We start from the raw sequence: 14,794 nt of genomic DNA, 5'->3' as shown, positions 1-14,794 counted from the left end.
TGGAAACGAATGAAGGTGAGAAATTCAGATTAGATCGGCTACAAGTGAATGGAGACGTTTTTCTCGTTCTTGGGACTTTCGTCATTGCTACCTTGGTTAATGAAAAAAAGAAACCTATAAAGGTTCCTTTTAAGGATTACCAAAGTGATTTATTCGACGTCGAAACGGCTATTGCTCCCGCTGCTAATGCCATATCTACCTCTTCTCTTGTCTTAATTAGTCCCCCAGCTATTACAGGTATGTTTGTCTGCTCCTGGATGTAATTTATCATTTCCGGTATCAAACCTGGTAGCACTTCAATACAGTCAGGTTTTGTCCGATTAATTAACTTTATATTATGTTCCAAAGCTAAGCTATCTAACAAAAACACTCGTTGAATCGCTAAAAGGTTGTTCTTTTTCGCCATCGAAATTACATTCGCCCTTGTGGAAAGAATGCCATCTGGTTTAATTTCCCTCAACAAAAATTCCATGGCATAATCATCCGCTCTAAGCCCCTGGATTAGATCAAAGTGAACCAACGCTTTTTTATTGGCACGCTTCGTATATTCCACAAGACTTTTAAGCTGTGCCAGCCTTGTTTCTAGAAAGACGATGCTTTCATAGGATGTTTCCAATGCAAAATCGAAATCCTTCATCTTACGTATTGCTGGCAATATCCCTGCAGGAGTATTCATTATTTCCACCTACTTCATGTATCTATTTGACGTTTCTCCATTTCCAATTTTGAGTATATCAGTTTCATTGGATTACCCCCGACAAAAGCGCCTTCTGGTACATCTTTATGTACTAGTGTTGCGGCGGAGACCACTGCACCGTCCCCAATCGTAACACCAGGCAGAATGGTCGTATTTGCACCGATCAGCACATTACTTCCAATTTTTACTTCTCCAATCCGATATTCCTTAATTAAATATTCATGTGCCAAGATAGTCGTATTATACCCAATAACACTATTTGTCCCGATTATGATCTTTTCAGGAAACATAATATCAGGCATAACCATAAGAGCAAATGCTGTTTGCTTTCCTATTTTCATCTTTAAAAAATTCCGATATAGCCAGTTTTTCATCCCTAAAAAGGGTGTATACCTGGCAATTTGAATGACCACAAAGTTTTTAACTACCTTTAGAAAAGGAACTGTTTTATAGATTTGCCAAAGCGAATTAGAATCTTCCACCTGGTAACGTTTGGTTCTTCGCATCCTTTACACCTCTGTAAGTTGAAGTAAATCACGCATATCTTTCAGCATATAGGTGGGATGATAGCCTTCCAAGAAAGAGCTTCCTTTATCAGACCAGGCAACACCTGCTGTTTTAACACCAGCATTTTGCCCAGACTCAATATCATGGTAGTTATCTCCGACCATTAGCGTTGTCTCTAAGTCAGCTCCTAGTGCTTGAACAGCCTTGAGTACCGGCTCTGGGTGTGGTTTAGCTTGCGTTACATCATCCAAGGTAATAATGGTGTCCATGTATGTAGCCAATCCAGTAAGGGTTAGCCCCATGTTTACACCCTTTCGCATTTTTGTCGACACTATTCCTAGCTTGAGCCCTTGCTCTTTTAAAGCTGCAATTGTCTCTGTAACATGAGGAAAGGCTGTCACATAGCTATCATGGACCGTTAAATTATGAGCGCGATATGTTTTAACCATTTCTTCTGCTAGGTCCGGAGCAATTTTTTGAAACGTATCAAGTAATGGTGGCCCGTTAAACTGGACCACCTCTTCCCTTGTATAGGTCATGCCATAATGCGAAAAGGTATGCATAAAGGAAGCAATAATTAGTTCATTGGTGTCAATTAATGTTCCATCTAAATCAAAAAGTATTGTACGAATGCTCATGTTGGTTCGTTTCCTTCCGTTTCTTTTTCTCTAGTCGATTCCATATCATTGCAATTGTCATTGTTAATAAGATAGCAGTTGCTAGCCGTATTAATAAGAGCGGCCAGACTGGGATGCCCAAAGGAATAAAAATAAGTGTATCTTCAACGACAGCATGACAAGCTACAAGAAAAATGAGTGCAAGGGACATATCTTTTTTCGAGACATTGTCCTCCTTCACGGCTTGAATCATAAGGCCTGCACCATATGCTAGCCCAATTGTAAGACCAGCAACCATGGTCATCGAAGTATTCTTTTCCATCCCTAAAAATTTCATGCCTGGAGCCAGTTTGTTGGACAGCATTGCTAACCAACCTTTTTCTCGCATAAACTGCATGATGATCATTAGCGGAATGACAATCAATCCAAGCTGTACGACAGCCATTAATGCAGTTTGCATTCCTTGAAGGGCAATCTCTCCCCAGCCAACTGGCACAGTGTCCGTAGACTGTATTAATCCATATTGAGCTTGTTCCGCTCCCCCGTGCCAAAGTAAATTAATTAATATCCCGCCTAGTAAGGCAAGCCCTATTCTGATCCCAACGATAAGCCACCAGCTGACACCAACTTTTGAGGCAACAGCAGATTCAATAAACAAGTTATGCGAAAAAGATAGCATGACCGCTAGAATAAATACTTCCTTTACCGTAAAATCAAAGGATACAATTGCTGCAATCCCAGCATATAAGTTTAGGGAGTTCCCTAGAACCAGCGGCACAGCTGCTTCCCCTGATAGACCCAATAGCCCCATGACCGGCGTTAACATTTCGATAATCCACGGTAGTACGGGGGTGAATTGTAAAATCGTAATCAATAATGTGATGGGGAAAATGACTTTCCCTAATGTCCAGGTTGTTGTCAGCCCCTGTTGAAAACCACGATATACAATACCAGACATTTCATCCCCTACTTTCTATAAGATGTTGTTCAAAAAATCCGGTAAAAATGACACATCGGTACCGATGACCTTCGACTAAATTCCGACACGTCCTGTGTCGAACGTCGAAGTCAGCACATCCTGTGCAAGCCCGGTACTCAAAGCTACGCCGCCTCGAACTTCTCGGTCCTTTTTATCCTCCTTTTTGAACACGCACTATAAATATTTATTTCTTTTTCTTCTTTTTCTTTTTCTTTGGAGGAATTGGTACATCCTTATAGTGTTCCTTTACTCCTATTTTCCTGCGATAGATGATAAGTAGTATGGCTACTATGATGAGGAAAACGGACAATAACTGTGCCTGACGCAAACCAGCAAATGCATACAAGCTATCTGTTCTCATTCCTTCAATAAAGAAGCGGCCGATTGAATATGTAATGGCATAGCTTAAGAAAACTTCACCTCGTAATGGGTTATATTTTCTTAGTACAAGTAAGAAGGCAAAAACGAGTATATTCCAAACTGATTCATATAAAAATGTCGGATGATACATGACACCATCTATCGTCATTTGGTTCATTATAAAATCAGGAAGGTACTGCAAGAAATTATCATAGGCAGCAATTGAGACTTCGTGTCCATGTGCCTCTTGATTCATAAAATTTCCCCAGCGACCAATCGCTTGACCAAGAATTAAACTCGGTGCAATGATATCTGCAATCTGCCAAAATGTAATATCACGATACTTAGCATATACAATAGCGGTAAGCACGCCACCTATCACAGCCCCATGGATTGCAATTCCGCCTTCCCAGATGGCAAAAATATCAGTCCATGGTCCGTTTGCATAGCGTTCCCATTCAAATACGACATAGTAAATCCTTGCACATAAGATTGCTATAGGGATTGCAAACACGATAAAGTCTATGATTAAATCCTTTTTTAACCCAAGCCGATCCGCTTCTCTTGTTGCTAAATATAGTCCTAAAAATGCACCTGTCGCAATAATTACTCCATACCAATAAACAGTCAATGGGCCTAGTTCAAAAAAGACCCTGTCCAAAGGAGCTGCGGTAAATAGCATAGTGAACCCTCCTATTCGGTTTCATCCTTTTCATTTTTGATCATTGTAGTCAGCCGTTCTGAAAATTCTTCGGCTGCATTAACTCCCATTCTTTTTAAACGAAAGTTCATTGCTGCGACTTCAATAATAACGGCCAGGTTTCTACCAGGACGAACTGGAATAGTGGCTTTCGGAATGTCCACTTCCATGATTCTCATTTTGTCCTCATCAAGACCAAGGCGGTCATATTGTTTCTTCTGATCCCAAATTTCCAGGTTAATGATAAGCGAAATCTTCTTATGACTTCTAACTGATCCGGCACCAAACAATGTCATCACATTAATAATCCCAAGGCCACGTATCTCGAGTAGATGTTCAATAAGAGGTGGTGAATTTCCTACAAGGCTGTCATAATCTTCTTGCCTTATTTCCACACTATCATCAGCAACAAGTCTATGCCCGCGTTTAACGAGTTCCAAGGCCGTCTCACTTTTACCTACACCACTTTGGCCAGTAATAAGCACGCCTACTCCATATATATCTACAAGTACACCATGAATCGCAGTAAATGGAGCGAATTTTGTTTCAAGATAATTGGTTAATCGGCTAATAACCCGTGTGGTTTTCCTTGGAGAGTGTAAAATAGGCACACCAGAATCATTTGCTGCTTCAATTAATGTCTCAGGTATATCCATCCCCCTTGAAATCACAATTCCAGGCGTGATGTCTGTGCATAAATTTATGGCACGATCTCTCTTATCTGCATCACTTAACTCCATAAAGTAAGCCATTTCTGTCTTTCCAATAAGCTGCAATCTTTCTTTTGGGTAATATTTAAAATACCCGGTCATTTCAATACCAGGTCTGGAAATATCACTCGTGGTAATTTCTCTATGTATGCCGTCCTTGCCAGCAACTAGCTCTAAATTAAAATGCTCAAGTAAATCTTTCGTGCGCACTGTTGACATCCAGTATGTCCCCCTAGCTAATTAAGCGTTATTTATTTTATTATCGCCATCCTGTAAGGTTTCGTATTCTTCCCATCAGAATAGATACACTTTATTGTAGCATACGCCAAACAAAAATCGTAGACTGTGCGCCTACGATTTAACGGAATCTTTAATCAAGCTATTAAGTAACAAATTGAGAATTGCCAATATGACGGCAGCAATTAACGCAGTACCAAATCCTCCAATAATAAAACTGCTACCCATAAGACCCTGTGCAATCATTAACGTAATTGCATTTATAACAAAAAGAAACAGTCCAAGTGAAAGAACCGTAATTGGCAAGGTGAGGATAATGAGTATTGGTTTTATAATGACATTTAAGATTGATAGGATAAAACTCGCTAACACAGCTGCCCCGAATCCTTCTAACTGGAACGAATCGAATAGCTGTGACACTACAATTAAGGCCACGGCGTTTAACACAATAGATAATATCCAACGAATAAACATCGTTACATTTCCCTTTCCTTTGGAATGATATAAAGAGCAACCACGTATAGAAGAGATACGGTAAAGAAGCTCATAAATAGTAAAATGACAAATATTAATCGAAGAATCGTTGCATCGACTTGGAAGTAAGATGCCAGTCCACCAAAGATTCCCCCTACCATTTTCTCAGAATTAGATCGATAAAGCTTTTTCATCATGATTCCTCCCACTCTATAATATACCAATCTCTGTTGATATATAAACTATGTTTTGCTTTGATAGTACTTGCTAATCAATGAAGGTCTACATCATTTGAGAAGTTGATCGGGTTGAAGAAAACCTGATTTAGGATTGTGAGCATTTCGGATTCGCTTGCGATGATGTGGGTTCACTCTTTGCGCTTGTTGTTTCAATTTTGAGTGCTGTGGTTTCACTTTCCACGGCTCTCGTTTCACTTTTGAATACTATGGTTTCAGAATCCGTTAGAGATAATACAATATACGTTGTTTCACCTTTAGAGGATTCAAAAAACTCTTCTGCATGAAATACAGAAGAGCTTTCCATTAATATTTCCACGTATAAAATCGTTCTGTGCCAAATTGTTCTACTACTGCATCTCTGTCTTCACTGTTCATCTGCTGGTAGTTTTTAATTTGTCCCAGAATACCACCTGCCTGGGAGTCATGGCAGAGTATAGCTTCCATTTTTTTATCAAAATATTTCCTTACATCATTTACAATATCTGGTGTCCCTAATACTTCTGGGTAATCTCTCGAAATAGCTTGCGCCCATACTACAGGTCGCTGCCCCTCATCCATTAGGCGTACTGCTTCAATCGCGGCAGCACCAAGTGCGTTATGATCTGGATGAACAGCATGCTCAGGATAATGGGTAATAACTAGGCTCGGATCAAGCTTTTCCAACAAGCCTTTGAGATGTTTGGCTACTTCATTACGGTCCTCGTATTCTACTGTCTTGTCACGGTAGCCAAGCATTTGCAAATCAATGTCAAGCACTTCACAAGCTTTAATAAGTTCTTTCTTTCTAATCTCAGGCAACGTTTCCCTGTTTGCAAACGTTGGAGATCCCATATTACGTCCCATCTCTCCTAATGTTCCACATAGGTAGGTTACAGGTACTCCCTCTTCGCGAAATTTTGATATTGTTCCAGCAGCGCCGAATGACTCGTCGTCCGGGTGTGGATATATGACTACAACATGTTTTTCCATCGTATCTCACCTTTCTCCATTCAATCTTCATGCACCCGTTCCTTAATAATGGAAAGGTGTTTCACTAATTTGCAGAGCAACCATTAATCTACCTTCACGATCATGGCCTGCAAGTAATAATTTTGCTTCATCCTCGATAATCCAGTCTGTAAGCCCCTCTGCGTAAATCCATCCCATTTCCATTTTGAGACCCGCTCTGAAGACTTTTCCATCCCCGACAATCTTTGCTTGGCTGAATGTAACGTTAGCATTTCGTACATATGCACCGACATTATATGCCTTATCATTAAAATGGCTTGCGTAAGCGCCATTCGTTGTCTCAACATGGACGTAGACTTTTTTATTAACAAAACGGTCAAGCTTTTCTTGTACTTCATTTATTTTAATTGGCTTCATTATTTGTTCCTCCTACTACGCTTCTCTACTTAGCTTATCGAAATGATCGGGTACCGTCAAAACATTGATACGAAGAAATAAAAAAACGGCCAGTAATTGCTATCCACAAACTGGCCGTTCATCGTTGTTCATTCTATTTTGCTGTTGCTTTTTCCTTTGTTGTGATACTATCTTCCATTCGTTTCCGATCTCTTTCCAGCACGGGTTTTAGATACTTTCCTGTGTAGGAATCCTCTACCTTCACAATTTGTTCTGGTGTTCCTTTGGCAATAATCTGTCCGCCTCTGTCTCCACCTTCAGGTCCAAGATCAACAATATGGTCTGCTGTTTTAATGACGTCTAGGTTATGCTCGATAATTAAGACTGTATCTCCGTTGTCAACTAGTCGCTGTAAAACCGCTATGAGACGCTTAATATCATCAACATGAAGACCAGTTGTTGGTTCATCAAGGATATAGAAAGACTTTCCGTTGGAACGACGGTGCAATTCACTCGCAAGTTTCACACGCTGTGCTTCCCCACCAGATAAAGTGGTTGCAGGCTGTCCCAATCGCACATATCCTAAACCAACGTCAAATATGGTTTGCAACTTGCGTTTGATTTTCGGTATGTTAGCAAAGAAGTCAAGCGCATCCTCTACTGTTAGTTCTAACACATCTGCAATATTTTTACCTTTATATTTTACTTCAAGTGTTTCACGGTTATATCGTTTCCCGTGACAGACTTCACATGGTACATATACATCAGGAAGAAAATGCATTTCAATTTTTATAATGCCGTCTCCACGGCAGGCTTCACAGCGCCCACCTTTCACATTAAAGCTAAATCTACCCTTTTTGTATCCTCGTACCTTTGCTTCATTCGTTTGTGCAAAAACATCACGAATATCATCAAATACACCAGTATACGTAGCTGGGTTAGATCTTGGCGTTCTACCGATCGGCGATTGGTCGATATCGATTACCTTTTCAATATGCTCGATCCCTTTGACCGTTTTGTGCTTACCAGGCTTATGCTTTCCCCGATAAAGCTCTTTGGCGAGGGACTTGTAAAGTATTTCATTTACGAGCGTACTTTTACCAGAACCTGAAACTCCTGTGACCACCGTCATTAATCCAATTGGGAATTTAGCTGATACCTTTTTCAGGTTATTTTCCTCAGCCCCTACGACCTCGATAGCTCGTTTATCGGTTTTTCTTCGTTTAGTTGGTAGTGCGACGAATTGCTCGCCAGATAAGTATTGTCCTGTAAGCGAGTTCTTGTCTTTCATAACCGTTTCAGGTGTGCCACTGGAAACAATATTACCACCGTGCTCCCCAGCACCAGGTCCAATGTCAATAAGCCAATCGGCAGCCATCATTGTATCTTCATCATGCTCAACAACAATCAAGGTATTATCCAGATCACGCATTCGTTTTAAGGTATCAATTAGTCGGTCATTGTCTCGTTGATGCAGGCCAATGGATGGCTCATCCAATACATAAAGCACCCCGGTTAGTGCAGAACCGATTTGAGTTGCTAACCTGATTCGCTGGGCCTCTCCACCTGATAATGTCCCCGCAGCTCTAGATAAAGTTAGATAATCTAAACCAACATTATTTAAGAACTCCAGACGATTGCAAATCTCTTTTAATATCATTTTGGCAATTTGCTTTTCTTTATCCGATAATGCAAGCGTCTCGAAGAAGTCTTTTGCTTCCATAATAGAAAAGTCCGTGACATTGCTAATATGCAAGTCATTCACTTTTACAGCAAGTGCCTCACGCTTTAATCGGTACCCTTTACATGTTGGACAGTGTTTTTGCCCCATGTATTTTTCTAATGATTCCCTTATAAAATCAGAAAAGGTTTCGCGATATCGACGTGCTACATTATTTAATACCCCTTCAAATTGAATTTGATTGTCTCTTACATTCCCAAATTCATTAACATAATGGAAACGGATCTTTTCTTTCCCACTTCCATGAAGAATAATATCCATTTTTTCTTGTGGGATTTTCTTCACTGGTTTATCCATATCTATATTAAAATGGTCACAGACACTTTTAAGTAATTGTGGGTAGTACTGAGAGCTAATCGGCTCCCATGCGGCAATCGCATGCTGATTAAGAGTTAAATTCCAATCCGGAATAACTAGATCTAAATCCACCTCAAGTTTTGTTCCTAAACCGTCACAAGTTGGACAAGCACCATATGGACTGTTAAATGAGAACAGGCGAGGCTCAAGTTCACCTATTGAAAACCCACAAATAGGGCAAGCGAAATTTTCACTAAAAGTTAGTTCCTCTTCGCCTATTACGTCAACGATAATCTTTCCGTCACCAAGCCCTAACGCCGTTTCTATTGAATCACTTAAGCGTCCGGCAATGCCATCCTTTACTACGATTCTATCTACCACTACTTCTATGGAATGCTTTTTATTTTTTTCCAATTTAATATCCTCAGAAACCTCGCGCATTTCCTTGTCAACACGGATACGTACATATCCCTCTTGTCGAAGCTTCTCGAGCGTTTTAACATGCTCTCCTTTACGACCAGATACGACAGGCGCAAGAATTTGCAATTTCGTTCTCTCAGGATATTCCAATATGCGGTCTACCATCTGTTGCACTGTTTGGGAGGTGATCTCTACCCCATGATTCGGACATACCGGATGCCCCACACGGGCATAAAGCAACCGTAAATAATCATAAATCTCCGTAACCGTTCCAACCGTTGACCGTGGGTTTTTACTCGTTGTTTTTTGATCAATTGAAATGGCTGGAGAGAGACCTTCGATTGCGTCAACATCTGGTTTATCCATCTGGCCTAAAAATTGTCGTGCATAGGCGGAAAGTGATTCGACATATCTGCGTTGTCCTTCAGCATAGATGGTATCGAAGGCAAGGGAGGACTTTCCGGATCCTGACAGTCCTGTCATGACAACAAGTTTGTTTTTAGGAATTGTTACATCAATGTTTTTTAAATTGTGTGCCCTTGCTCCTTGAATCTGAATTGATTTACTAGGCATTTCACCATCACCTTCCTGCTTTAAGTTCTAGTATCACATCACGAAGCTCAGCTGCTTTTTCAAAATCAAGCGACTTTGCAGCTTCCTTCATTTCCTTTTCCATCTGATCGATTACTTTTTCTTTCTCGTCTTTGGATAGCTTTGTTAAGCTCTTTGCTTTGCTTTCATATTCTGGCTGATCTTCTGCAGCAACTGTAGCGCGTATAACGTCCCGCACCTCTTTTTTAATGGTTGTCGGGGTAATGCCATGTTCCTCATTATATGCCTGCTGTTTTTCTCGACGTCGGTTGGTTTCGCTAATTGCGATATCCATTGATTTTGTCATTTTATCAGCATACATAATAACCCGACCGTTTTCATTACGAGCCGCCCGGCCCATTGTCTGAATTAAAGACCGCTCTGAACGAAGGAATCCTTCTTTATCCGCATCAAGGATTGCCACAAGCGAAACCTCAGGAATATCAAGCCCTTCACGAAGTAGGTTAATACCTATAAGAACATCGTACTTTCCAATGCGAAGATCTCGAATAATCTCAATACGCTCCAGTGTCTTAATCTCTGAATGCAGATAGGCTACTTTAATGCCGATTTCTTTCATATAATCCGTAAGGTCTTCTGACATTTTCTTCGTTAATGTCGTTACAAGGACACGTTCATTTTTTTCTGAGCGTATGTTGATTTCTGCTAGTAGATCATCAATCTGTCCATCTATTGGCCTTATTTCCACTTCGGGATCAAGCAGCCCTGTAGGTCTAATAATTTGCTCCGTCATCTGTGGAGAATGTTCTAGCTCGTACGGGCCAGGGGTTGCGGAAACATAGACGAGTTGTTTTGTCTTTTCCTCAAACTCGCCAAACATTAATGGTCGGTTATCCATTGCAGACGGAAGTCGAAACCCGTGGTCTACTAACACTTGTTTTCTGGCTTGGTCACCATTATACATTCCTCTTATTTGCGGAAGTGTAACATGGGATTCATCCACTACGACAAGAAAATCATCCGGAAAGAAATCGATGAGCGTATATGGTGTAGCTCCTTGCTCACGAAGCGTAAGATGTCTGGAATAGTTCTCGATTCCTGAACAGAAGCCCATCTCATTCATCATTTCCAAATCATAATGCGTTCGCTGTTCTAAGCGCTGGGCTTCCAATAGCTTGTCATTTTCACGTAACTCTGTTAGGCGTTCTTCTAGTTCCTTTTCAATGTTTTTAATAGCCTTCTTCATTTTTTCTTCCCTTGTAACAAAGTGGGAAGCCGGGAAAATAGCAATATGCTCTCTGTCGCCGATAATTTCGCCTGTTAAAGCATCTACTTCACGTATACGATCAATTTCATCTCCAAAAAACTCTACCCGAAGACAATGCTCTTCTTTTGAGGCTGGTATAATTTCCACAGAGTCCCCTCTTACTCGGAAGGTTCCGCGTTGAAAATTAATATCATTTCTTGCGTACTGAACATCAACAAGTTCACGCAACAGTTGATCCCTTTCCTTCTCCATTCCTACCCGAAGAGAAAGAACGTGGCTTTTGTATTCTTCCGGAGAACCCAATCCGTAGATACACGATACACTGGCAACAACTAATACATCATTTCGTTCAAATAATGCTGATGTTGCGGAGTGGCGTAGCTTATCAATTTCATCATTAATACTTGCATCTTTTTCTATGAATGTATCTGTGGAAGGTACATAGGCTTCTGGCTGATAATAATCATAATAGCTTACAAAATACTCTACTGCATTATTGGGAAAGAACTCTTTAAATTCACTATAGAGCTGGCCGGCAAGTGTCTTATTGTGGGCAATTACTAAAGTGGGGCGGTTAATTTCCTTTACCACATTTGACATTGTAAATGTCTTCCCTGTCCCAGTAGCACCTAGCAACGTCTGATGCCGCTGCCCCTTCATAATTTTTTCTATAATTTCTTTAATTGCTTTAGGCTGGTCTCCGCCAGGCTCGTAGCTTGATACTAATTCAAATGTATTGTTCACATTTTACCTCCGTCCACGTGATAATCTATCTAAAAATCTTATATTAAGAGGCTATTCCCGAAAAAAGTTGCCTACAATACACTGCTAGAACAACTAACAACAAAGAATTGGAAAAAGCCGAATATTCTTATATGGTCATATTTTTATTTTATCATACAACGTTGTAATTATAACATAAACACGAACAAATATTCGATATTTATGCTTTGCCTATCTTAGCATTATACCCTTTTTCCATAGTGAAATATCATAAACCTGCAGATCATTGTTCTCTACCGTAAAAAACATTAGCTATTTAGCTAATGCTCTTTATTAAATATATCTAGGAGGATCTCACCCATCTCTCGCTTATCAAGATGCTCATGGTATTCTCCTACCCGTTGTCTATATCTCTGCATTGCTTTTTCATTTTCCAGGTAGCTAACGATTTGCTCCTCCACTGATTTATCACGCGACAAGGTCAGCATCAGACCATGCTTTTCTAGTTCTTGCATATTAATTCTTTCCTGTCCTGGAAGTCCATGACTAACAAAAATCGGCTTTTGTTTCATCAGACATTCACTAATCGTGACACCACCCGGTTTTGTTAGCACTGCATCCACCTTGTCATACAAAGCGTTCATTTCATACTTACTGTTAATATAAGGTATCGGTATTAGTCGGTCGTGTTTCCTTGCTAGAAGTTTTTTGTAAAGTTTACCATTGTTGCCACAAAGAATATAGTAACGAACGGTGGAAGCCTCGTTTTGTGGTAGCAGATTTTCCATGGATCCTGCCCCCATGTTCCCTCCCGTTACGAGGACAGCATAGTTCCCAGTGTCTTTTCGATTGGGAATGGATCCTTTAAATACGGAATGGACCGGAATTCCAGTTAGATAAATGCGTTCTTCATCTACCCCTAGTTGAATAAGGAAGTCTTTCACAGTATGGGATGGGACCAAATGATAGTCTATTCCGTTAATGCCCCATACACGATTTACAAAAAAGTCAGTGTATACATTTACTGTTATGGCATTTAATTTTCCTTTTTGCTTTAGGATAGAAGTAATATTTGAAGGCAAAGCATGGGTGCAGAACAAGAGAGAGGGATTTTTATTAGCCAGTAGCTTTTGCATATATAGTTTAAAGAGGAACTCATAATGTAGGTGGCGGCTACGCTTGGCAACATTTCGATATGCCAAATAGTAGTAAAGCCGATCATAGGAACTCGGAAAAAGATGGATCCATTTCATATAAAATGACGATACCAATTTTTCTACTGTTCCATAACTATAAGAAAGGATATCTACCTTGCTCGTATTTATATGTTCCTCCAGTTTAGCCGTTTCTTCCATTAGCGTATCTGCTACATGATGATGTCCTGAAGCCATATTCATGAATGGTAGAAATAACGCTTTTTTCGCCATTTTCCTCAACTCCTCTGGCTCGGTATATACCGCTAATTACCAATGATTTACCCAGTTTTCGCATGATATAATAATGCAGGAGGCGATACACCATGACCTATCTAGCAATTGGCATTATACTAATCGTAACCTCGTTTTTATTCTATAAAGCTTATATGAATACAAAGGATATTCAACTGAATAAAGTAAATATTGACTCAGGAAAGGCAGCAACTCTTTCTTCCCTCTCTATTCTTCATCTATCAGATTTACACTTAGAGAACATCTCGATAACCCCTCAAGAATTAGAGCAAAAATTAATGGGCGAAACACCTGATCTTATAGCCCTCACAGGCGATTTTCTTGATAGAAAAAGGTCGATTCCGAAATTACGTCCTTATCTGCGTGTATTGCAGAAATTGCAGCCCAAGTACGGCATGTATGCTGTTTTAGGCAACCATGACTATGTATTGAAGCAAGATGACCTTACTCATTTAAAACGTACGCTGTTGGACTTTGACTGCACCGTTCTACAAAATCAAAATAAAACGGTAAGAGTAGGCGATCAAGCACTAAATATTATTGGTATCGATGATTACAGCACAAATAGAAGTAATCTTGCACAAGCCTTTCTTGATATTCCAGCTGGCATGAATCTTGTTTTAACACATGACCCAACAATCGTTCTTGAAATGTATGAACAATCATTTGATTACCTACTTGCAGGACATTTTCATGGCGGCCAGATTTGCTATCCTAAAGCATATCACTTAGTAAAAATGGGAAAACTCGCTAGAAAAAATATTGTCAAAGGATTGCATATGCAGCACGGAAGCCCTTTTTATATTAGTGAAGGATTAGGACAAACTGGGTTTAATATTCGAATAGGAAGTCGGCCGGAAATCACGTTTCATACAATTAGGGCCTACTGATACAATTGAAGCAGGTTTTGCTTTGACATAAACAAATAAATAGGATCCTTGTCCATACGCTTTTTTCCTGCCATTACATTAATGGGAATAAGCGTTATTTTTTTGTATGTGAGATATAACTTGCTATGAATGGGACTAGTCTCGAAACCAAGCCGATTTACGCCACTATTTAAGAAGGTAATCCCAATTACTCCTTTAATTTGATCGCAATTCTGATGTGCTGAAAGATGTGCTGCGAGTCTTGGCAGGGATTGTTTCATCATATGATATATATACACAGCTCTTTTCATTTCACTAGTGACACCTTCAAGCTCTCTCAGCATCCTCACATTATGCAAATGTATTTTAAGTAACAGATCGTTTTTCTGTATTATTGTTCCATCCTGCAATATTATCTTCGCGCCTTTGTAACGAGTTAGGCGGACACGCAGGATTGTATTTGTTTTATTTGCTTCCTGCAAATACTGTAATCTTGTACACCTATAGTAGATTGGATCAAGATAGTTCCATGCATCCATTAAATAGCTTTTCATCATTGTACCCATTCCATTCTCTAAACTTATATATAGTTTTTGATGAATTTAGCTAAATT

At 39.9% G+C, this 14,794-nt stretch carries 15 protein-coding genes; 1 reads left to right on the top strand and 14 read right to left on the bottom strand.

What is annotated here, in order from left to right:
* Positions 1-136: 136 nt before the first annotated feature.
* From ACTWPF_RS06635 to ACTWPF_RS06575, 13 genes are all read right to left on the bottom strand, one after another.
* On the bottom strand, positions 137-676 hold the full coding sequence (locus ACTWPF_RS06635; protein WP_058950956.1) for a glycerol-3-phosphate responsive antiterminator: 540 nt from the start codon (positions 674-676) through the stop codon (positions 137-139).
* Positions 677-690: 14 nt separating this feature from the next.
* Positions 691-1,203 (bottom strand): acyltransferase, encoded by a 513-nt coding sequence (locus ACTWPF_RS06630; RefSeq protein ID WP_443148743.1) that lies wholly within the window; start codon positions 1,201-1,203, stop codon positions 691-693.
* Between the two features lie 3 nt (positions 1,204-1,206).
* Positions 1,207-1,842, bottom strand: a complete 636-nt coding sequence (gene ppaX, locus ACTWPF_RS06625) for a pyrophosphatase PpaX (RefSeq protein ID WP_443148742.1) — start codon at positions 1,840-1,842, stop codon at positions 1,207-1,209.
* On the bottom strand, positions 1,817-2,779 hold the full coding sequence (locus tag ACTWPF_RS06620; RefSeq protein WP_106897341.1) for a nucleoside recognition domain-containing protein: 963 nt from the start codon (positions 2,777-2,779) through the stop codon (positions 1,817-1,819). The genes ppaX and ACTWPF_RS06620 overlap by 26 nt, the downstream gene beginning before the upstream one ends.
* A 205-nt stretch (positions 2,780-2,984) precedes the next feature.
* Positions 2,985-3,842 carry a prolipoprotein diacylglyceryl transferase gene (gene lgt, locus ACTWPF_RS06615; protein WP_443148741.1) on the bottom strand — a complete coding sequence of 286 codons (858 nt, stop codon included), beginning with the start codon at positions 3,840-3,842 and terminating at the stop codon, positions 2,985-2,987.
* A gap of 11 nt (positions 3,843-3,853) precedes the next feature.
* Positions 3,854-4,789 (bottom strand): HPr(Ser) kinase/phosphatase, encoded by a 936-nt coding sequence (gene hprK / locus ACTWPF_RS06610; RefSeq protein WP_443148740.1) that lies wholly within the window; start codon positions 4,787-4,789, stop codon positions 3,854-3,856.
* 132 nt (positions 4,790-4,921) lie between these two features.
* On the bottom strand, positions 4,922-5,281 hold the full coding sequence (locus ACTWPF_RS06605) for a phage holin family protein (RefSeq protein ID WP_106897344.1): 360 nt from the start codon (positions 5,279-5,281) through the stop codon (positions 4,922-4,924).
* 2 nt (positions 5,282-5,283) lie between these two features.
* Positions 5,284-5,475 (bottom strand): PspC domain-containing protein, encoded by a 192-nt coding sequence (locus tag ACTWPF_RS06600; RefSeq protein ID WP_106897345.1) that lies wholly within the window; start codon positions 5,473-5,475, stop codon positions 5,284-5,286.
* A gap of 348 nt (positions 5,476-5,823) precedes the next feature.
* Positions 5,824-6,489: a bacillithiol biosynthesis deacetylase BshB2 gene (bshB2, locus tag ACTWPF_RS06595; RefSeq protein WP_161464531.1), complete on the bottom strand. Its 666-nt coding sequence runs from the start codon at positions 6,487-6,489 to the stop codon at positions 5,824-5,826.
* Positions 6,490-6,531: 42 nt separating this feature from the next.
* Positions 6,532-6,885 (bottom strand): YojF family protein, encoded by a 354-nt coding sequence (locus ACTWPF_RS06590; protein ID WP_161464530.1) that lies wholly within the window; start codon positions 6,883-6,885, stop codon positions 6,532-6,534.
* Positions 6,886-7,018: 133 nt separating this feature from the next.
* Entirely contained in the window at positions 7,019-9,895 is a 2,877-nt protein-coding gene (gene uvrA / locus ACTWPF_RS06585) for an excinuclease ABC subunit UvrA (protein WP_443148739.1), read from the bottom strand.
* 7 nt (positions 9,896-9,902) lie between these two features.
* A complete protein-coding gene (gene uvrB / locus ACTWPF_RS06580) occupies positions 9,903-11,885 on the bottom strand; it encodes an excinuclease ABC subunit UvrB (RefSeq protein WP_443148738.1) in 1,983 nt (660 codons plus the stop codon).
* 299 nt (positions 11,886-12,184) lie between these two features.
* Positions 12,185-13,291, bottom strand: coding sequence for an MGDG synthase family glycosyltransferase (locus ACTWPF_RS06575; RefSeq protein ID WP_443148737.1), 1,107 nt, complete (start codon positions 13,289-13,291; stop codon positions 12,185-12,187).
* A 92-nt stretch (positions 13,292-13,383) separates the two neighbouring features.
* Here ACTWPF_RS06575 and ACTWPF_RS06570 point away from each other — a divergent pair, with 92 nt between their 5' ends.
* A complete protein-coding gene (locus ACTWPF_RS06570) occupies positions 13,384-14,202 on the top strand; it encodes a metallophosphoesterase (protein WP_443148736.1) in 819 nt (272 codons plus the stop codon).
* Here the strand turns inward: ACTWPF_RS06570 and ACTWPF_RS06565 are convergent.
* Positions 14,196-14,738: a YkoP family protein gene (locus tag ACTWPF_RS06565; RefSeq protein WP_443148735.1), complete on the bottom strand. Its 543-nt coding sequence runs from the start codon at positions 14,736-14,738 to the stop codon at positions 14,196-14,198. The genes ACTWPF_RS06570 and ACTWPF_RS06565 overlap by 7 nt on opposite strands.
* Positions 14,739-14,794 lie beyond the last annotated feature (56 nt).

It is taken from the genome of Oceanobacillus sp. M65 (genome assembly GCF_052246275.1).
GTDB classification, from domain to species: domain Bacteria; phylum Bacillota; class Bacilli; order Bacillales; family Amphibacillaceae; genus Oceanobacillus_B; species Oceanobacillus_B jordanicus.
This window is presented reverse-complemented; position numbering and strand designations above follow the sequence as displayed.